Source organism: Bradyrhizobium septentrionale (assembly GCF_011516645.4).
Classification (GTDB): domain Bacteria; phylum Pseudomonadota; class Alphaproteobacteria; order Rhizobiales; family Xanthobacteraceae; genus Bradyrhizobium; species Bradyrhizobium septentrionale.
The window spans coordinates 1,099,013-1,117,341 of record NZ_CP088285.1 but is presented as its reverse complement, the minus strand read 5'-3'; the positions used below and the strand labels follow the sequence as shown (position 1 = coordinate 1,117,341).

Sequence of the window (18,329 nt, the reverse complement as noted above, 5' to 3'; positions counted from 1 at the left end):
ATCAGGGCTACGCCGCGTGCACCGAGTGCTGCGGATCGTGATCGAGCAGGGCGGTGATCTCGCTGGCCAACATCGGCCGGCCGATCAAATAGCCCTGGACCTCGTCGCAACTGGTCTGGCGCAGATATTCGAGCTGATCCGCGGTCTCGACGCCTTCGGCCACGACGCCGATCTGCAGCTCCTGCGCGAGACCGATCACCGATTTGACGATCGCGGCGCAATCCGGCTGGGTCAGCATGTCCCGGATGAAGGATTGATCGATCTTGATGCGGCTGAACGGCAGCTTGCGCAAATAGGTCAGTGATGAGAAGCCGGTGCCGAAATCGTCGAGCGCGACCGTTAGCCCGAGCTCGAGCAGCCCGTTGAGGATCGCGGGCGCCGATCCGTATTTCGAGATCAGCATCGACTCGGTGATTTCGATCTCGAGCCGGTTTGGCGCGACCTTCGCCTCGGCAAGCGCGTCGACGATGGTCTGCAGGATGCCGACGTTCTGGAACTGGACCGCGGAGAAATTGACCGCGATCCTGATGTCGTCAGGCCAGCGCGCTAGCATCGCGCAGGCATGGCGGATCACCCATTCGCCGAGCTGATGGATCAGCCCGCTCTCCTCGGCGATCGGAATGAAGACGCTCGGCGGGATCAGGCCACGCACTGGATGCTGCCAGCGCAACAGCGCCTCGAAGCCGGTGACGCGGCCTTTGCGGATGTCGAGGAAGGGCTGGTAGACGAGGAACAGCTGGTCGGCCTCGATGGCCTGTTCCAGATCCCGCTGCAGGGCGCGTCGGTCGCGCGCGGACTGGTCGTCGCTGGCCTCGAAGAAGCAGATGGTGCCGGGGCCGGATTTCTTCCCCCGGTAGAGCGCGATGTCGACGTGCTTGAGCAGATCGTGCGACGTGCTGCCGTCCCGCGGCGCGAGCACGATGCCGATGCTGAGCATCCCGTTGATCTCGAACCCGTCGATCGTAAACGGATCGGCAAAGGCCGCGACGAACCGCTCGGCGATCGCGAGCGCATCCTCGGGCCTGGTCAGGTTGGACATGATCAGCGCGAATTCATCGCCGCCGATCCGCGCGACATGCTCGGCAGCGCGCGTGCAGCGCTGCAACCGGGCCGCAACCTGCACTAGGAATTCGTCGCCCGCGGGATGGCCGAACCTGTCGTTGACCTCCTTGAAGCGATCGAGATCGAGCAGCAGCACTGCGAATTCTTCGCCTGAGCGCGCCAGCCGGTTCAGCGCGCCGTTGAGCGCCTCATTGAAGGCGACGCGGTTTGGCAGATGCGTCAGCGGATCCTGCCGTACGGTCCGTTCGGCCTCGTGCTGGGCGATGATCCGCCGCCTGAACTCGAACGCATTGACGAACACGCCGCGCAGCAGCACGGAGCCGTAGACCAGAACGAGGACGGCCAGCAGGAGATAGACGAAGTCGCCGTCCCTGCCGAGGCACATCGCGGTACCGACGAAGATTGGCGCGGTGAATGCAATCGCGGCGATCGGGATGGTGGAGAAGGCGAAGGCGCCGCCGGCCAGCATTCCGGCGCACAGGCAGGTGATCACCAGTTGCGCGCCGCTCGATGCGTTGGCGAAGAAGGCGACCGGAACGATGCCCCAGGCTGCCCCGAGCGCCAGCGCATTGCGCACCAGTCGGTACATGGTTCGGCGCGACACGAATTGCGGCTTGGCGACGCGTCGCGCTGCGCGCGCTTGCAGCCCGAAGAACAGCGCTGCGCTGCTCACGGCGGCGGCCCAGATCAGCGCGAAGGCCCAATCCGGCGATTGCCACAATGCAACGGCGAGCACCAGCGCGTTGCAGGCGTTGGCCAGCATGATGCCGAAGGAATAGCCGAGGACGAGCGAAATCTGCTCGGCGCGGATGTGACCGGCAAGCGCTTCATCCGTCGGTGGTGCACCGAAGGCCGCGAGGTCGCCTGCGAACAAGTTGGCGATGTATGATCTGAGATAGGTACGCATCTCGCTACATTGGCTGCGCGGTCTGGCCATGGCGCAGTGGTGAAGAATTCTCTGCAAACCTTTGACAAACTATGAACTATTGGAACGGACCGAGCCACCGCGGGCTCACGTTTTGGTTCCACCCGCGCGCATTGCTAACAAATCGATACAAATGCGTGACGCGACCTCACGGACCGGCAAGCTGCCGGGCGCCACGCTGCTTGATCCCCCGCCGGTTTTTCGCAATGACTTTGGTTCCCGCGACGGCAAACCAGAAGGTGCGCATGAGCCTCCCGACCACGAACCACGATCCCGGGTTCCGTATCACGCGAGCCAGCCATGTCGTCCTGACCGTCCGTGACCTCACAGCGAGCCGGCAGTTCTACGAAAAGGTGATCGGGCTGATCCTGACTGTGGAGGAGGCCGACGCGCTCTATTTTCGCGGGGTCGAGGAGGCCTGTCATCACAGCCTTGTCTTGCGCAGGGGCGAAGGCGCCGCCTGTGCGCGGCTCGGCCTGCGGGTCTTCCAGGAGGATGACCTCGACCGGCTCAAGGCGTTCTTCGAAGCCCATGGCTGCCGGACCGCCTGGGTCGATGTGCCGCATCAGGGCCGCACCCTGCAAGCGAACGATCCGGCCGGCACGCCGCTGGAGTTCTGCGCGACCATGCCGGTGCTGCCGCGCATGATCACCAGATTCACCCGCCATGCCGGCGGCTCGGCGCTGCGGCTCGACCATTACCAGGTGCTGGCGCCCGAGGTGCGGAAGGCGTGCGAGTTCTACACCGCGGCAGGCTTTCGGCTCAGCGAATATATCGCGCCGGCGGGGACGTTCGATCCGCGCGGCGTGTTCCTGCAGCGCAAGGGCAATCCGCACGACATCGTGTTCTTCAACGGGGCGGGACCGCGGCTGCACCATTTCGCGTATCTCGCGCCCGAGGTTCATCATTTGCTCAACGCCTGCGATATCGCCGGCGAGCTCGGCTATGGAGCTGCGGTCGAACGCGGCCCGGGGCGGCACGGACCGGGACATGCGATGTATGTCTACATGCGCGATCCCGACGGGCACCGCGTCGAGCTGTTCAATACGCACTACCAGATCATGGACATCGAGAACGAGCCGATCGGCTGGGATCCGTCCGACCATACGCTCTCGTTCCCCTGGGGCCTGCCGGCGCGGCGGGCCTGGTTCGAGGAGGCGACGCCGTTCGCCGATGTCGCGATCCGCGAGCCAGAGGTGAAACCGAATCCGCTGACGCTCGAGAGTTACCTCGCGAAGTAGCATGGCATCATCGATCGCTACTCCCATCTATGACGTCGCCATCGTCGGGCTCGGGCCGGTCGGTGCGATCTTCGCCAATCTGCTCGCCAAAGCCGGCTTGAGGATCGCCGTCGTCGAGCGCGTCGCCGACATCTACGACAAGCCGCGCGCGATCACGCTCGATCATGAGGCACTGCGCGTGCTGCAGGCGATCGGGCTTGGCGATTTCATGGAGCAGGCGATCGCCCCGCACAACGGCTCGCACTATCTCGGCGTCGACGGCGAGATCATCAAGATCTTCGACCCGATGCCGCCGCCGTTTCCGCTCGGCTGGATTCCGAACGTCACCTTCGTGCAGCCCGACGTCGAGCAGGCGCTGCGCGACAAGCTCGCCGGCTATCCGCAAGCCGACGTTCACCTTGCTGCCGCCGGCGTGGCGCTGCAGCAGGACGACAGTGCGGTGACGCTGACCGCGCGGCGCGAGGCCGGTGAGGAGTTCTTGATCCGCGCGCGCTATCTGGTCGGCTGTGACGGCGCCAACAGCTTTGTGCGCAAGCGGCTCGGCATCGGCCTGGAAGACCTCGCCTTCGATGAATGGTGGATGGTGGTGGACACGCTGACCAGCGAGCCCGCCAAGCGGCCGCCCCGGAGTTTTCAGTATTGCTGGCCGTCGCGTCCCGGCACCTTCGTGCCGGGGCCGCGCAATCTGCGGCGCTGGGAGATCAAGTTGTTGCCGGGCGAGGATCCCGAAGCTGCCGGCGCGCCCGACAACGTCGTGAAGCTGCTGAAAGGCTTCACCGACATTTCCGACCTCACGATCTGGCGCTCGGCCGTCTATCGTTTCCACGCGCTGCTCGGCGAACGCTGGCGCGACCGCCGCGTGCTGCTGATGGGGGACGCCGTGCACCAGACGCCGCCGTTCCTCGGGCAGGGGCTGTGCGCAGGCATCCGCGATGCCGTGAACCTTGCCTGGAAGCTGAGGCTGGTGCTGCGTGGCGATGCCGACGAGGCGCTGCTCGATGCTTACGAGATCGAGCGCAAGCCGCATGTCCGCGCCGTCGTCGCCAGCGCCAAGGAGTTCGGCAAGATCATCGGCGAACTCGATCCCGCGGCTGCCGCCGAGCGCGACGTGCGGCTGCGCGCGGACCTGAAGGCCGGCAAGGCCGAAACCATCAGGCAGAAATTCATCCCCGATCTCGTCTCCGGTCTGATCGCGCGCAATGCTGATCTTGCCGGGCGGCTGTTCGTGCAGCCGCATGTGCGTGCGCCGGACGGGCGGACCTGCCGGCTCGACGATCTGCTCAAGCCGGAATTTGCGATCGTGACGGCGGCGGCAGAGCCGATGGCGTGGCTGTCGGACGCGTCCTGTGCCGGGTGGCAGCGTCTCTCAGCTGAGCGCGTCGTCATCACATCGGGTGACAGCAGCGATGCCAACGGTATTTTGACTGTGGTCGAGCGCGACGGGCTGTTCGCCGACTGGATGCGGCAACATGGCACCGCGGCGGTGATCGTGCGGCCCGACCGCTATGTCTTCGGTGCCGCCGGCGGTGCCGGCGAGCTCAATATGCTTGTCGAGCAACTGCTCCAGAACCTCAGCGCAGGGCGCTAGGCTTTTCAAGGCGGCGCTTTCTCTGTACCACCGGAAGAAAGAGATTCCGGGGAAAAAAGACTTGCCGGGGGAAACCAGTGAACAACAAGAATGATGCGGCCGAATTCGACTACGTCATCGTCGGCGCCGGCTCGGCCGGTTGTGTGCTTGCCAGCCGTCTGAGCGCCGACGGCAGGCACTCGGTGCTGCTGCTCGAGGCCGGGCCGAAGGACACCAACATCTGGATCCATGTCCCGCTCGGCTACGGCAAGCTGTTCAAGGAAAAATCCGTCAACTGGATGTACCAGACCGAGCCCGAGCCGGGTCTCAACGGGCGGCAGGTCTTTCAGCCGCGCGGAAAAGTGCTCGGCGGCTCCAGCTCGATCAACGGCCTGCTCTATGTCCGCGGCCAGCACGAGGACTACGACCGCTGGCGCCAGCGCGGCAACGCCGGCTGGGGCTATGACGATGTCCTGCCCTATTTCCGGAAGGCGGAAGATCAGCAGCGCGGCGGCGACAAGTACCACGGTGCGGGCGGCCCGCTGCCGGTATCGGACTGGCGGCATCACGATCCGCTGTCGGAAGCCTTCGTTCACGCCGCGGCCGAGGTCGGCATTCCGACCAATCCGGATTTCAACGGCGCGACCCAGGAAGGCGCGGGCTTCTTCCAGACCACGACGCGGCGCGGCCGGCGCGCCAGCACGGCGCGGTCCTATCTGCGGCCGGCGCTGACGCGCGGAAATCTGCATGTCGAGACCTCGGCGCTGGCGCAGCGCATCCTGTTCGACGGCAAGCGCGCGAGCGCTATCGAGTACAAGCAGGATGGTCGCTTGCGAAGAGCCAAGGCGCGCAAGGAGATCCTGGTGTCAAGCGGCGCGTACAACTCGCCGCAATTGCTGCAGCTCTCCGGCGTCGGCCCCGCCGATCTGTTGAAGCAGCACGGCATCGAGATCGTGCTCGATGCGCCCGGTGTCGGCAACGACTTGCAGGACCACATGCAGGTGCGCATCGTCACACGCTGCGCGCAGACCGTGACGCTGAACGACGTCGTCAACAATCCGGTGCGGCGCGTCATGGCCGGGCTGCGCTACGCGGCGTTGCGCAAGGGACCGCTGACGATCGCGGCCGGCACGTCGGGCGCGTTCTTCAAGACCAGCCCGCGGCTGGCGTCGCCCGACATCCAGATCCACTTCCTGCCGTTCTCGACCGACAAGATGGGAGAGAAGCTGCATCCGTTCCCGGGCTTCACGGCCTCGGTCTGCCAGCTGCGCCCGGAAAGCCGCGGCTCGCTGAAGATCAGGAGCGCGGACCCGAGCGTGCCGCCGGAAATCCGCATCAACTATCTGGCGACCGAGACCGATCGCAGCGCCTTCATCGACGGCATCCGCATCCTGCGCAAGGTTTTGGCCGCGCCGGCGCTGAAGTCGTATTCGGTCGGGGAGGTCGATCCCGGCGCCAAGGTGGTGAGCGACGACGACCTGCTCGATTTCTGCCGCCGCACCGGCAGCACGGTCTATCACCCGACCTCGACCTGCCGGATGGGCAACGATCCGCTCGCGGTCGTCGACCAGCGGCTCAAGGTGCGCGGCGTCGATGGCCTGCGCGTGGTCGATGCCTCGGTTATGCCGGACCTGATGTCGGGCAATACCAATGCGCCGACGATCATGATCGCGGAAAAGGCGTCGGATATGATTTTGGAGGATGCGAGGTAGGAGTCCTCAGTTCCGTCATCCTGAGGAGCGCGCTCTTGCGCGCGTCTCGAAGGATGCACGGCCCCGATGTTTCGAGGCGCGGTACTCTTCACTCGTGGCCAGACTCGGGCCGTCGACCCTTCGAGACGACCGCTGCGCGGTCTCCTCAGGGTGACGGTGACAAAGTGGGCTACGAAGCTGGGACGCTCAGCCCCGATACGCCCGTACCCGCGCGACCATCTGTTCGACATGGGCGATCGGCGTCTCCGGCAGGATGCCGTGGCCGAGATTGAAGATCAGCCGCCCCTTGCCGAAATTCTCCAGCACATCGTCCACCGCGCGGTCGAGCGTGGCGCCGCCGGTAATCAGCGCCAGCGGATCGAGATTGCCCTGCACGGCGACGCGGCTCTGCACGCGTTCGCGGATCATCGACGGCTCGGTTGCCCAATCGATCGAGACGGCATCGACTCCGGTTTGCTCGATATAGGCCGGCAGCATGCCGCCGGCGCCGCGCGGAAAGCCGATGATCCTGGCGCCAGGGACCTGCTTGCGCACCCCGGCAACGATGCGCCGGGTCGGCTCGATCGACCAGCGGGCGAACTCGCGTGGCGGCAGCACGCCGGCCCAGGTGTCGAAGATCTGCAGGCAATCGGCGCCGGCCTTCAGCTGGCCGACGAGATAGCGGATCGAGTTCTCGACCAGGACGTCGATGATTTGAGCGAATGCCTCCGGATGGCGGTAGGCGAGCATCCGCGCGGTCGCCTGGTCCGGCGTGCTCTGTCCGGCCACCATGTAGGTCGCGACCGTCCATGGCGCGCCGCAGAAGCCGATCAGCGCGATGTCAGGCGCAAGCTCGCGGCGGACGCGGCGCAGCGCTTCAAAGACCGGCTCGAGCTTGTCGAAATCGGCCTGGGTTGCCAGCGCCGCGATCTCGCCGGGGGTTGCCAGCGGATCGAGCCGCGGCCCTTCGCCGGCCTCGAAGCGCACTGAACGCCCGAGCGCATAGGGGATCACCAGGATGTCGGAGAAGATGATCGCGGCGTCGAAATTGAACCTGCGGATCGGCTGCAGGGTGATCTCGGCCGCGAACTCGGGCGTAAAGCACATATCCAGGAAGCGGCCGGCCTTGGCGCGCAACTCGCGGTATTCCGGCAGATAGCGGCCGGCCTGCCGCATCATCCAGAGCGGCGGCACGGGCTGCCGGTGGCCCGACAGGACGTCGATGAGCGGCTTCTTTGCGGGATCCTGGGGCACGCGGAAAGTTCCTGATCAGATCAAATTTGCGCTCCTGATACACGCTGCGGCGCAATGGGCCAAGGCTGTTCTGGAACCCCGGTTTGCTTGGGCGCGTTGTTCCGGAGAATGGAGGGACGACATGGCTGAGAAATTCGATCCTGCCGCACATGACAAGCATGCCGAGAAGCCGCACGAGGCGCAGGCTGCCGACCGCAAGGCCCGCAGCCGGCTCAAGGAGGGATTGGAGGATACCTTCCCGGCCTCCGATCCGGTCAGCGCCACGCAGCCGGCGCCGTCTAAGCACGACGGCGATCGGGACAATTAGCTGGTATATCCCAGCGGTTGCTAACCACGATGTGAAACGATGCATGCGGGCTGCCTCGAGGCAGCCCGCATGTTGGGCGGGGCAAGTTAGATCGGTCCGCGCTCGGGGCGCTGCATCCGGTCATATTCGAAGGTCACGCCGAGCCGGCGCTCCAGACGCCAGACCAGAATGCAGTGTCGCCGGATCGGCTCGCTCTCGATCTCGAGATCGAACGCAAACGGGAGTGCATCGTCGCTTTCCACCGCGAGCCCCGCGCCACCGGTCGAGAGATTGAGCACAACGCATCCAACGCTGGTGTTGCGGAAGAAGATGGTTCCGCGCTTCATCAGGACTGTCCGCTGGCTGTCCGTCTTGTATCTTCTTATTGTTGTACTCACGGCAGTCTACTACCCCCGATGATGCAGTCGCGACCGTTCCCCTAAAGCGCGATGAGATTTGGTTGAATCGTCACCGCGCTTTCGTCCCTTGCTTGAGCGTGATCTCCGCGCAAACGCTTTGCGTTTGTCGCGAGGGAAAACCGCCCGGTATTTTTCTTGGCACTTTTCCGGATCATGCTTTAGTTCACCAGCACCGCGCCGTCGCAGCGGACGCCCAGCACCCAGACGTCGACCTGGCCGAGCCCGATGCCGAGCGTCGCGAGGACGGATGCCAGCACCTGATCGATTGGACTTGTCACGCCATTCAGGATGCTCATGACCAGCGCGCCCAATCCCGGGATCGGAAGCCCGAGCGGGCCGACAGTGATCGTGAGCGAGAGGTTGCCCAGCAGCGTGCTCGTCAGCGATGTAAGGAAGTTGGTCGTCGTCACCGTCTTCTTGGTTCCCGACTGGATGTCGCTGTAGCTGAAATTGACGTTGGTCGGCGTGGTGTTGCCCATGCCGGCATGGGCGAGGCCGGTGACGGTGACGAGACCGAGATTGACCAGCGTCACCGGTGGTGGGTTTGGCTTGGTCGTGAAGTTGGTCATATCGGCCATCGTGACATTGCCGATCCATGCATCCACGATTCCCGGTGTCACGCCGACCGTCACCTGCGACGTGTTGATGTTCGGATGGCCGCAGGACACCGCGTTGAGCGTTGCGGTGCCCGAGGCGACCTCGACATAGACCGGGAGGTTGATCGCGGAAACGGCGCCGGAGCCGAGAACATTGACCGTCGCCAGGATCCTGGTCTGCGCGGTGTGCACGCTCACGCCCTGGGTGCCCATCGCGATCCAACTCGAGCCGACCGGGCGCTCGCCGATCGTTGCGATCACGGAAACGTTGGCGATGCCGGGCAGGCCGAGATTGACCGAGGTGGCGATCTGATGGTTCCCGTTGGCGATCTGCGCCACGGTGCTAACGAGGTCGAACACCGAAATGCTGGCGCCAACCTTGGGTTTCTGCCCGACCGCCAGGTTGGCAAAGGGGCCGAGGTCGACCAGTGTTCCGGGCGTAATCTTGGTTGAGGAGCCGGTGACGGCCTGGGAGATCGTCGACAGCGCGGTCGTCGCGGCGCCTGCGCCGTTGGTGATCTGCTGCGTGGTCAGCGCGGCCGCCATGATGTCGCCGACCTTGATGTTGCTGCTCAGCAGGTCGCTATAGGTGACGCCGGTCAGGTTGACCCGCGTCGCCAGCGCCGACAGGAAATCCAGCGCATCGATCTTCGCGCTGATCAGCGAATTGTAATCCATCACCGAGAGCGACAGCGTGGTGCCGAGCATCGAGCCGAGCATCGCATTGAGCACGCCGCCGTTGACCGAGAGCAGCCGCGAGCCGATCGCGAACGACGCCATTTCGGTCGACGTCGCGGTGGCGGTGGTCCTGATCGTGAAGCTGCTCGCGCCGGTGATGTAGCGTGCGAAATAGAGCGGGGTCTGGGTATTCAGCGTGACGCGCGCGGCGTTGGGAATGCCGACCGCCGGGGTCACGAAACGGGCCTGTGGCGCGACGGCGCTGTTTGCGGTGTAGGTCCCCGTCTCAACCTTGACCACCGCGCTGGCCGGATAGTTGTTCTGTGTCACCGTCGCGGTGGCGGCGTTGACCGGGTTGTTCAGGTTGGCGGCGGCGACGATCGCGGCGAGATCGGCGGTGCTCTGGGTCTTGCGGCGATCGGCGAAGATCGTGCCGAGATCGATTGCGAGCCCGGCGCACCCGATCACGAGCGTCATCAGGCCGGCGCTGATCATCGCGAAGTTTCCGCGTTCGTCGGCGCCGAAGCGCCGCATCAGCATCAGCATCAGCATGGCCGTCATCCTAGAATCCTCCGTACTGAATCGCCGCGGAGCGGACGATGGTGCTCGCGGGCTTGGGTACGAAAGGCAGGCTGTAGATGAAGTTGCCGGCCGCGTTGTAGTTGACCGTCACGACGTAGACGTTCGCGTTCGCCGGCGACGGTGCGGCATTGACCGTGAGATTTGCGGGAACGAGCAACGGATAGGTGGATACGTTGGCGGTGACGTAGCTCGTCGCGAGGCTGTTGCGCTCGGTGTCGGTCATTCCTGCAATGGACGACCGCGCCGCTTCGGCGGCGAGTTGCTGCACGCCATGCACCATCGCGAGATACGAGCCGAAAACGATGATGCCAAAAATGAAGGCGAGAAAAAGCGGCAGCATGAGCGCGAATTCGACCGCAGACGCGCCGCTTCGACAGCGAAAAAACCTGGGCATGACACACCTCGAGACGCAAACTACGGGGTCACGTTGCGAGGCTTTGATTAAGGAAAACTATGAGAACGCTTCCGCGAATCAGTGGCGTCAATTCGGATGAATGACCGCACCAGAATTGATCGGGAGCGCGGTGACTTATGGGGTGATCACAATATTTGATGCTGTCTCCGCAGAAGTCCGGGGTTCGATGCTGCTGCGATGCTGCGTGCGTGTGCAGATGCAGTTGTCTGATACCGTAGCACTACGTGGCAATGCACGTAACAATACATATGGCGCGCAATAGAAGCGTCGTCGCGGCAAATTGTAGCTAAACGAAAGTGCAACCAAATGTTAGTATAGCTGAATCACATACTATGGAGATTGGAATTGCGTCCCGTGCTGAGATTGGAGCGCTCGCGATGCACAGACCACGCCAGCATTTGAATATTCCTACTGAGATCGTCCGCACCGTCGTTGCGATCGCTGAGACGGGAAGCCTGTCGAAGGCCGGGGAACGTCTCGGCCTCAGCCAGCCGGCGATCAGTTCGCAGGTCAAGCGACTGCAAAGCCTGATCGGCGGCGCACTCTTCGTCAGAACGGCAAACGGCACTACAACAACCGAGCTCGGCAAGGTCGCCGTGCAGCAGGCGAGGCGTATCCTCGAAGCGAACGATCAATTGCTTCGGTTGGGCGGCAGTCATGAGGGACCGCAGCCGCTGCGGCTCGGAATCAGCACGATGCTCGCCGAGGAATTCCTCAAGCTTCATCCGGCCGAGGCGCTCGCCGACGTCCTGCTTCACGCGGACATGTCGCCGGCCGTGATCAGAGGATTGATCGACGGCTACATCGATATCGCCTTCGTCTACAGCAATCCTTCGCTCGAGAACGAGGACGAGGTGACGATCGCCGCCGAGGCCGACGAACGGTCGGTTTGGGTGCGATCGCGCGATTTTGTGCTCAGGCCGGGCGCGCCGATCCCGATCCTGGCGTGGCCGGGTGACGACTGGATGATCCGGACGCTCACCAAGCACAACATCTCCTACAAGATCGTGTTCAGGAGCCCGAACCACCAGCTGCGACTGGAAGCCGCACGGGCCGGATATGGCCTGACCGCGTGCCCCGAGCGGATGATCCCGCCCTCCCTGGTTTCGGCGAAGGACTATTATCTGCCGGAGCTTCCGGTGCAGAAGCGCCTGCTGTGTGTCCGCCCGGGCCTCGAAGGAAGTCGCGCGACGGCGATGGTGCAGCGGTTGTCGAGCCTGTTCTTCGCCGGCGCGAAGCCGGTCCGGCAGGTGAGCAGCATGTAATCCGCCCGCCGCCGCATTGCGGCGGCATCGGTCAATAGTGCGGTGGGCGCTCGTTGGCGGGGCCTGGCGCCTGGCGTTCGGCCTCCTGAAGCCGGTCGCGCAACTCGGCGACCTGGCGCGTCAGCGCGTCGATCTGCTTCCACTGCGCCGTGATGGTCTGGTTCAGCGTCTCGATGGCTTCGTCCTGGTAGGTCAGGCGGACCTCCAGCGCATCGACCCGTTCGCTCAGCCGTGCAGCATCATTCATCGACGGCACCCGCGTGTTCGCGCTCGCGCAGGCCGTGGCCGAGCGCGACGCGCTCGTCGAACACAAAACAGTCGCCGCGCCAGCGGCTGTCCTGCTGCGGAGTTTCCTCGAGATACTTCAGGATGCCGCCCTTGAGGTGATAGACCTCGGCAAACCCTTGCGCGAGCAGATAGGCGCTGGCCTTCTCGCAGCGGATGCCGCCGGTGCAGAACATCGCAATCCTGCGGTGCTTCGCGGGATCGAGATGACGGGCGGCAAATTCCTTGAACTGACCGAAGCTCGCGATCCTGGGATCCACCGCGCCTTCGAAGCTGCCCATCGCGACCTCGAACGCGTTGCGGGTGTCGAGCACCAGCATGTCAGGCGAGGCGATCAGCGCATTCCAGTCGGCGGCGTCGACATAGGTGCCGACCTGGCGCGTCGGATCGACCGTGGTGTCGCCGAGCGTCACGATCTCCTTCTTCAGCCGGACCTTGAGCCGCTGGAACGGCATCTGCGCGGCTTCGGAGTATTTCAGCTCGAGATTGACGAGGCGGCCGCCGAACAGCGGCCCGTGCCCGAGCTCCGCGACGAAGGCATCGATGCCGTCGCCGGTGCCGGCAATGGTGCCGTTGATGCCCTCATGGGCGAGCAGCACGCTGCCCTTGAGGTCGAGCCCCGCGCAGAGCGCGCGCAACGGCTCGCGCAGTGCGCGGAAATCGGGCAGCGCGGCGAACTGGTAGAAGGCGGCGACCTTGAACGGCATGGCCGGGGTTTATCAGGCCGGCCAGGTCCGCGAAACCCCGCAAAGCCATGCGTTATCGGGATAATTCCTCTGGCATGCCAGGCATTGCCCTGCCGGGGATGAATGTGCCATGTACTTGGCATCCCCTTGGCATCCATCTGCCGCAGCAGCACCAGAACATCACGATCAAGCGAGCTCCCCCTCATGAGGAATTTCCATTTCGCCGGCCGTTCCACGGTCCACGCCCAGAACGCGATGGTCGCGACCTCGCATCCGGAGGCGGCGCTCGTGGCGATCGAGGTGATGCGCGAGGGCGGTACGGCTGCCGATGCGGCGGTCGCGGCCTGCGCGCTGCTCGGCGTCATCGAGCCGCAATCGACCGGCATCGGCGGCGACTGCTTTGCGCTGATCCAGCCGAAGGGCGAGGGCAAGATCACGGCCTATAATGGCAGCGGCCGGGCGCCGATGGCGGCCACCGCCGACTGGTACCTCGAACGCAACATCCATTCGGTGCCGCTGACCTCGGCGCATGCCGTCAGCATTCCCGGCGCAATCGACGCCTGGGACGTCATCCTCAGGGATCACGGCAAGTTCGGCTTCGACCGGCTGCTGCAGCCCGCGATCAAGGCCGCCGAAGAGGGCTATGTGGTCGCGCCGCGCATCGCCTTCGACTGGAAGAACGGTTTTGAGAAGCTGAAGAACGGCACCAATACCGAGCGCTATCTGCTGCCGCACGGCAGGCCTGCGGTCGCCGGCGACGTGATCCGCCAGCCCGAGCTCGGCAAGACGCTGCGCGCGATCGCGCAAAAGGGCCGCGACGCCTTCTATAGCGGCGAGATCGCCGCCGACATGGTCGACACGCTGCGCGGCATCGGCGGCCTGCATACGCTCGAGGACTTTGCCGCGCATTCGACCGAGGCGACCTCGCCGATCGGCACGATGTACAAGGGCCACGACGTCTGGCAGTGCCCGCCGAACGGACCGGGCATCACCATGCTGGTCATGCTCAACATCCTGTCGCGCTTCGACCTGACCAGGTTCAAGCCGCTCAGCATCGAGCGCTTCCACCTCGAGGCCGAAGCCGCCCGCATCGCCTACATGATGCGCGAGCAGTATATCGGCGATCCCCAGCACGCGCATGTCGACGTCGCCGGCATCCTCTCCAGGGAGTTCGCCGACGAGCACATCAGGAACATCCGGATGGATGGCTTGCTCGATCTGCCCAACGTTGCGCCGCCGATGAATCCGTCGACCGTCTACATCACGGTGGTCGACAAGGACCGCAACGTCTGCTCGTTCATCAACTCGATCGCGCATTCGTTCGGCTCGGCGATCGTCTCCAACAAGACCGGCGTCCTGCTGCAGAACCGCGCCGGCGGCTTCCGCATCCAGCCCGGCCATCCGAATTGCATCGCGCCGGGCAAGCGTCCGCTGCACACCATCATCCCGGCGCTGGCAACCAAGAACGGCCGTGCCGTGATGCCGTTCGGCGTGATGGGCGGCCAGTATCAGCCGGTCGGCCAGACCCATGTGCTGACCAACATGCTCGACTATGGCTGTGACGTGCAGGAGGCGATCGACATGCCGCGCGGCCTGCATTACGAGGGCGTCTACCAGCTCGAGGATAGCGTACCGGCGGAGATCGTCGAAGGCCTGAAGAAGATCGGCCACAAGACCACCAGCGTGGTCGCGCCGCTCGGCGGTGGCCAGGGGATCTGGATCGATTGGGACAAGGGCACGCTGACCGGCGGCTCCGATCCGCGCAAGGACGGCTGCGCGCTCGGCTACTGATTGTCGCGGCCGGCGAGGCCGGACCGGTGGAACAAGGTATTGTCGCGGGGGTTGGTGCTGGAAGCCCTTCCCCGCGAGGCCCGTCATCCGTTCCCTCGATTCAGATGATACCGACCAGGCCGATTTGCGCGGTGGCGTCTCGCCGTGGTTTGTCGCCGCAACGCCACCGCCGCGTCCCGCGCTATCGGAGAATCTCGCTTGCGATGCGCTTGTCGTCGGCGGCGGCATCACCGGCTCGCTGGTCGCCGAGCGCCTGACCCGTCAGGGGCTCGACGTCGTCATTGTCGACCGTGAGCACCCCGGCCGCGGCAGCACTGCAGCCAGCACCTCGATGCTGTTGTGGGAGATCGACCGTCCGCTTGTCGAGCTGACGGCGATGTACGGCTTCGATCGGGCTGCGCGCGCCTATCGGGCAAGTCTCGATGCCGTGACCGGCTTGATCTCGCTGGTTCGTGACCACAAGCTGCCGGGAGAGATCAGAAAGAAGCGCTCGCTCTATCTGGCCGCCGGCAGCTCTGTAGCCGAACTGCTCCATGAGCATCGGCTCCGCCGCCGCGCTGGCCTGCCCGGCGACTTCCTCGATCATGGACAACTGCTCGAGAACTACGGAATGGCGCGCGCCGGCGCGATCGTCTCGCCTGGCGCGGCGGATGCCGATCCGCTCCAGCTGGCCCGCGGTCTGCTCCACCTCGCGGTCACGCGCGGTGCGCGGCAGTTCGATGCCGAGGCCGTGGTATTCGATCCGGCAGGTGCCGCAGTCACGGTGGGATTCGAGGATGGCCACGAAATTGCAGCGAGGGCCGTCGTGCTGGCGACTGGCTACGCGATGCCGGATATCGTTCGGTCGAAGGTCCAGGCCGTGTCCTCGAGCTGGGCGATTGCAACGACGCCGCAACCGCAGAACATCTGGAAGGACGGCGCGCTGATCTGGGAGAACGCCAGGGATTACCTCTACGCACGCACGACGCCGGCGGGGCGCATCATCATCGGTGGCGAGGACAGTGAGGACATCATCGCGCCCGATGCGCGCGACCGCCTGATCCCGGAGAAGTCGCGGCGGCTCGCGCAACGTCTCGCCGCGCTCTGGCCGTTCGCGGCAACGGAGATCGAATATCGCTGGGCCGGGACGTTCGACACCACCAGCGACGGCCTGCCGCTGATCGGTCCGGTGCCCGGCGCGAAGGGCGTCTATGCCGCGTATGGCTATGGCGGCAACGGCATCACCTTCAGTTATCTGGCCGCGCAATTGATCGGCGATCTCGTCGCGGGCGGCACCTCGCCATTGCTTGACGATTTCGCGCTGGACCGCGATGGCGGCATAGCCGGTTCACTGAAAAATGGCTAGGGAATTGCCCTGCGCTGGGCTAGAGACGGCCGTTCTTCACGAGAGGTGCAAGATGCGATCTTCCCGACGCACGATCATCAAGACTGCGTTCGCCGGACTTGCGGCGGCAGTCTCCACGTCCGTTGTCAGCGGGACGGCAACGGCTCAAACCGCAGGAAAGCCCATGACCACAGCCTCAGGCCTCCAGATCATCGACAGCAAGGTCGGCACCGGCGCCTCGCCGAAGCCCGGCCAGACCTGCGTCATGCACTATACCGGCTGGCTCTACGAGAACGGCCAGAAGGGCAAGAAATTCGACTCCTCGGTCGACCGCAACGAGCCGTTCGAGTTTCCGATCGGCCAGGGTCATGTGATCAAGGGCTGGGACGAGGGCGTCGCCACCATGAAGGTCGGCGGCAAGCGCACGCTGATCATCCCGCCTGATCTCGGCTATGGCGCGCGCGGCGCCGGCGGCGTGATCCCGCCGAATGCGACGCTGATGTTCGACGTCGAGCTGCTTGGCGTGAAATAATTGGGCGTGACGTAACCAGCCCACAACAACAGAGGGCGCAGCGATGAAGATTTCGATCCTCGACGATTATTTCGACACGCTGCGCACCCTCGATTGCTTCCGCAAGCTCGACGGCTACGACGTCACGATCTGGAACGATCACGTCCAGGACGTCGATGCGCTCGCCGAACGGCTGCGCGACACCGACGTGCTGGTCCTGATCCGCGAACGCACCCAGATCCGCACGCCGCTGCTCGAGCGGCTGCCGAAGCTGAAGCTGATCAGCCAGCGCAGCGTCTATCCGCATATCGATATCGACACCTGCACGCGGCTCGGCATCATCGTGTCGTCGGGCCAGCATGCCGACACGCCGTCCTACGCCACCGCCGAGTTCACCTGGGGCCTGATCCTCGCCGCGATGCGTGCGATCCCGCAGCAGATGGCGGCGCTGAAGGCGGGCAAATGGCAGATCGGCGTCGGCCATACGCTGCGCGGCAAGACGCTCGGCATCTACGGCTACGGCCGCATCGGTGCCGTGGTCGCGGGCTATGGCAGGGCGTTCGGCATGAACGTGCTGGTCTGGGCGCGCGAGCCGGCGATGGCCATGGCGCGCGCCGACGGTTACGACACCGCAGCCAGCAAGGCGGATTTCTTTGCCCGCTGCGACGTGCTGTCGCTGCATATGCGGCTGGTCGACGCGACGCGCGGCATCGTCAAGGCGGAAGACCTCGCGCGGATGAAGGAGACCGCTCTGATCGTCAACACCAGCCGCGCGCCGCTGATCGCGCCCGGCGCGCTGGTCGATGCGCTGCGCGCCGGCCGGCCCGGCATGGCCGCGATCGATGTTTACGAAAAGGAGCCGCTGCGTGACACCGCCGACCCGCTGCTCAACATGGACAACGTGGTCTGCACGCCGCATCTCGGCTACGTCTCGCGCGACGAATACCAGATCCAGTTCACCGATATCTTCGATCAGATATTGGCCTATGCCGCCGGTACGCCGACCGATGTGGTCAATCCGGATGTGCTCGCACATCCGGACGTGCTGGCACATCCGCGCCCGCGCGGCTGAAGCTTCGCAAGGGCCACGCCCGGCCGCGCCGGAACGTTCCGATTTTCCGCTCGCCTGCGCCAGCGCTTTTCGGTAGCGTTCCCTGCACGAACTTGACCAACGAAAGCAAGAACGATGAGCGGTTCCCACGATCACACCCATTCCCAAGATCACACCCATGATCACGATCATCACCATCACGACGACGAGCGCTGGAAGCACGACGGCGTCCGCGTCATTCCCGGCAATCAGCTCGATCCGAATGTGCCGTCGACCGCCGGCATGGACCGCAAGGCCGCGATCAATTTCGCCCGCGTCGGCGCCCAGAAACTGTGGGCAGGCACCGTCAGCATCAAGCCGGACGCCAAGACCGGCGCGCATCATCACGGCCATCTCGAAAGCATCATCTATGTCGTGAAGGGCAAGGCGCGGATGCGCTGGGGCGAGAAGCTGCAGTTCACCGCCGAAGCCGGTCCCGGCGATTTCATCTTCGTGCCGCCCTACGTGCCGCATCAGGAGATCAACGCCAGCCGCGACGAGGTGCTGGAATGCGTGTTGGTGCGCTCCGACGGCGAGGCGGTCGCGATCAATCTCGACATCGAGCCGATCGAGAAGCCGGAGACGGTGCTGTGGGTCGATCCGGTGCACCGGCATCCCGACGAGAAGAAATAACGGCGCGGCACGGCCGCGGCGCAAGACA

The 18,329-nt window shown here is 64.8% G+C and carries 17 protein-coding genes; 10 read left to right on the top strand and 7 right to left on the bottom strand.

From position 1 onward, the window contains the following. Positions 1–7 precede the first annotated feature (7 nt). Entirely contained in the window at positions 8–1,969 is a 1,962-nt protein-coding gene (locus HAP48_RS07245; RefSeq protein WP_166214325.1) for a putative bifunctional diguanylate cyclase/phosphodiesterase, read from the bottom strand. 263 nt (positions 1,970–2,232) lie between these two features. Between HAP48_RS07245 and HAP48_RS07240 the strand changes: the two genes are divergently transcribed. The 3 genes from HAP48_RS07240 to HAP48_RS07230 all read left to right on the top strand — a co-directional run bounded on the left by HAP48_RS07240 (position 2,233) and on the right by HAP48_RS07230 (position 6,507). Next, positions 2,233–3,228: a VOC family protein gene (locus HAP48_RS07240; protein ID WP_224496945.1), complete on the top strand. Its 996-nt coding sequence runs from the start codon at positions 2,233–2,235 to the stop codon at positions 3,226–3,228. 1 nt (position 3,229) lies between these two features. Beyond that, positions 3,230–4,816: a bifunctional 3-(3-hydroxy-phenyl)propionate/3-hydroxycinnamic acid hydroxylase MhpA gene (mhpA, locus tag HAP48_RS07235; protein WP_166214327.1), complete on the top strand. Its 1,587-nt coding sequence runs from the start codon at positions 3,230–3,232 to the stop codon at positions 4,814–4,816. Positions 4,817–4,893: 77 nt separating this feature from the next. Beyond that, positions 4,894–6,507 (top strand): GMC family oxidoreductase, encoded by a 1,614-nt coding sequence (locus HAP48_RS07230; RefSeq protein WP_166214328.1) that lies wholly within the window; start codon positions 4,894–4,896, stop codon positions 6,505–6,507. A 186-nt stretch (positions 6,508–6,693) separates the two neighbouring features. Here the strand turns inward: HAP48_RS07230 and hemE are convergent, their stop codons facing one another. Continuing rightward, positions 6,694–7,740 carry a uroporphyrinogen decarboxylase gene (gene hemE, locus HAP48_RS07225; RefSeq protein ID WP_166214329.1) on the bottom strand — a complete coding sequence of 349 codons (1,047 nt, stop codon included), beginning with the start codon at positions 7,738–7,740 and terminating at the stop codon, positions 6,694–6,696. A gap of 121 nt (positions 7,741–7,861) precedes the next feature. Here hemE and HAP48_RS07220 point away from each other — a divergent pair, with 121 nt between their 5' ends. Next, positions 7,862–8,047: a hypothetical protein gene (locus HAP48_RS07220; RefSeq protein ID WP_166214330.1), complete on the top strand. Its 186-nt coding sequence runs from the start codon at positions 7,862–7,864 to the stop codon at positions 8,045–8,047. 86 nt (positions 8,048–8,133) lie between these two features. Here HAP48_RS07220 and HAP48_RS07215 read toward each other — a convergent pair whose 3' ends face one another. The 3 genes from HAP48_RS07215 to HAP48_RS07205 all read right to left on the bottom strand — a co-directional run bounded on the left by HAP48_RS07215 (position 8,134) and on the right by HAP48_RS07205 (position 10,695). Then, entirely contained in the window at positions 8,134–8,424 is a 291-nt protein-coding gene (locus tag HAP48_RS07215) for a PilZ domain-containing protein (RefSeq protein WP_338028982.1), read from the bottom strand. 179 nt (positions 8,425–8,603) lie between these two features. Then, on the bottom strand, positions 8,604–10,280 hold the full coding sequence (locus HAP48_RS07210) for a pilus assembly protein TadG-related protein (RefSeq protein ID WP_224496944.1): 1,677 nt from the start codon (positions 10,278–10,280) through the stop codon (positions 8,604–8,606). A 1-nt stretch (position 10,281) separates the two neighbouring features. Then, positions 10,282–10,695, bottom strand: coding sequence for a TadE/TadG family type IV pilus assembly protein (locus HAP48_RS07205; protein ID WP_166214332.1), 414 nt, complete (start codon positions 10,693–10,695; stop codon positions 10,282–10,284). 398 nt (positions 10,696–11,093) lie between these two features. On the opposite strand from HAP48_RS07205, the gene HAP48_RS07200 reads away from it, so the two are divergent. Continuing rightward, positions 11,094–11,981 carry a LysR family transcriptional regulator gene (locus HAP48_RS07200; RefSeq protein WP_224496943.1) on the top strand — a complete coding sequence of 296 codons (888 nt, stop codon included), beginning with the start codon at positions 11,094–11,096 and terminating at the stop codon, positions 11,979–11,981. Between the two features lie 31 nt (positions 11,982–12,012). Here the strand turns inward: HAP48_RS07200 and HAP48_RS07195 are convergent, their stop codons facing one another. Both HAP48_RS07195 and trhO read right to left on the bottom strand, forming a co-directional pair. Further along, the gene (locus tag HAP48_RS07195; protein WP_166214333.1) at positions 12,013–12,228 is read right to left on the bottom strand and encodes a SlyX family protein; all 216 of its coding nucleotides are present in this window, start codon (positions 12,226–12,228) and stop codon (positions 12,013–12,015) included. Beyond that, positions 12,221–12,973 carry an oxygen-dependent tRNA uridine(34) hydroxylase TrhO gene (trhO, locus tag HAP48_RS07190; RefSeq protein ID WP_166214334.1) on the bottom strand — a complete coding sequence of 251 codons (753 nt, stop codon included), beginning with the start codon at positions 12,971–12,973 and terminating at the stop codon, positions 12,221–12,223. The genes HAP48_RS07195 and trhO overlap by 8 nt, the downstream gene beginning before the upstream one ends. Positions 12,974–13,156: 183 nt before the next feature. Between trhO and ggt the strand changes: the two genes are divergently transcribed. The 5 genes from ggt to HAP48_RS07165 all read left to right on the top strand — a co-directional run bounded on the left by ggt (position 13,157) and on the right by HAP48_RS07165 (position 18,301). Then, on the top strand, positions 13,157–14,743 hold the full coding sequence (ggt, locus tag HAP48_RS07185) for a gamma-glutamyltransferase (RefSeq protein WP_166214335.1): 1,587 nt from the start codon (positions 13,157–13,159) through the stop codon (positions 14,741–14,743). Between the two features lie 124 nt (positions 14,744–14,867). Next, the gene (locus HAP48_RS07180) at positions 14,868–16,088 is read left to right on the top strand and encodes an NAD(P)/FAD-dependent oxidoreductase (RefSeq protein ID WP_210292802.1); all 1,221 of its coding nucleotides are present in this window, start codon (positions 14,868–14,870) and stop codon (positions 16,086–16,088) included. Positions 16,089–16,140: 52 nt separating this feature from the next. Beyond that, positions 16,141–16,599, top strand: coding sequence for an FKBP-type peptidyl-prolyl cis-trans isomerase (locus HAP48_RS07175; protein WP_224496942.1), 459 nt, complete (start codon positions 16,141–16,143; stop codon positions 16,597–16,599). Positions 16,600–16,642: 43 nt separating this feature from the next. Beyond that, positions 16,643–17,650 carry a D-2-hydroxyacid dehydrogenase family protein gene (locus HAP48_RS07170; protein WP_166214336.1) on the top strand — a complete coding sequence of 336 codons (1,008 nt, stop codon included), beginning with the start codon at positions 16,643–16,645 and terminating at the stop codon, positions 17,648–17,650. A 114-nt stretch (positions 17,651–17,764) separates the two neighbouring features. After that, complete coding sequence (locus HAP48_RS07165) at positions 17,765–18,301, top strand: cupin domain-containing protein (RefSeq protein ID WP_166214337.1); 537 nt, start codon at positions 17,765–17,767, stop codon at positions 18,299–18,301. The last annotated feature ends 28 nt before the right edge of the window (positions 18,302–18,329 follow it).

Excerpts from the sequence above, each read along its gene's own strand:
- HAP48_RS07245 (WP_166214325.1), bottom strand. The coding sequence starts at position 1,969 with ATGCGTACCTATCTCAGATCATACATCGCCAACTTGTTCGCAGGCGAC.
- HAP48_RS07240 (WP_224496945.1), top strand. The coding sequence starts at position 2,233 with ATGAGCCTCCCGACCACGAACCACGATCCCGGGTTCCGTATCACGCGA.
- mhpA (WP_166214327.1), top strand. The coding sequence starts at position 3,230 with ATGGCATCATCGATCGCTACTCCCATCTATGACGTCGCCATCGTCGGG.
- HAP48_RS07220 (WP_166214330.1), top strand. The coding sequence starts at position 7,862 with ATGGCTGAGAAATTCGATCCTGCCGCACATGACAAGCATGCCGAGAAG.
- HAP48_RS07210 (WP_224496944.1), bottom strand. The coding sequence starts at position 10,280 with ATGACGGCCATGCTGATGCTGATGCTGATGCGGCGCTTCGGCGCCGAC.
- HAP48_RS07205 (WP_166214332.1), bottom strand. The coding sequence starts at position 10,695 with ATGCCCAGGTTTTTTCGCTGTCGAAGCGGCGCGTCTGCGGTCGAATTC.
- HAP48_RS07200 (WP_224496943.1), top strand. The coding sequence starts at position 11,094 with ATGCACAGACCACGCCAGCATTTGAATATTCCTACTGAGATCGTCCGC.
- HAP48_RS07195 (WP_166214333.1), bottom strand. The coding sequence starts at position 12,228 with ATGAATGATGCTGCACGGCTGAGCGAACGGGTCGATGCGCTGGAGGTC.
- trhO (WP_166214334.1), bottom strand. The coding sequence starts at position 12,973 with ATGCCGTTCAAGGTCGCCGCCTTCTACCAGTTCGCCGCGCTGCCCGAT.
- ggt (WP_166214335.1), top strand. The coding sequence starts at position 13,157 with ATGAGGAATTTCCATTTCGCCGGCCGTTCCACGGTCCACGCCCAGAAC.
- HAP48_RS07175 (WP_224496942.1), top strand. The coding sequence starts at position 16,141 with ATGCGATCTTCCCGACGCACGATCATCAAGACTGCGTTCGCCGGACTT.
- HAP48_RS07170 (WP_166214336.1), top strand. The coding sequence starts at position 16,643 with ATGAAGATTTCGATCCTCGACGATTATTTCGACACGCTGCGCACCCTC.
- HAP48_RS07165 (WP_166214337.1), top strand. The coding sequence starts at position 17,765 with ATGAGCGGTTCCCACGATCACACCCATTCCCAAGATCACACCCATGAT.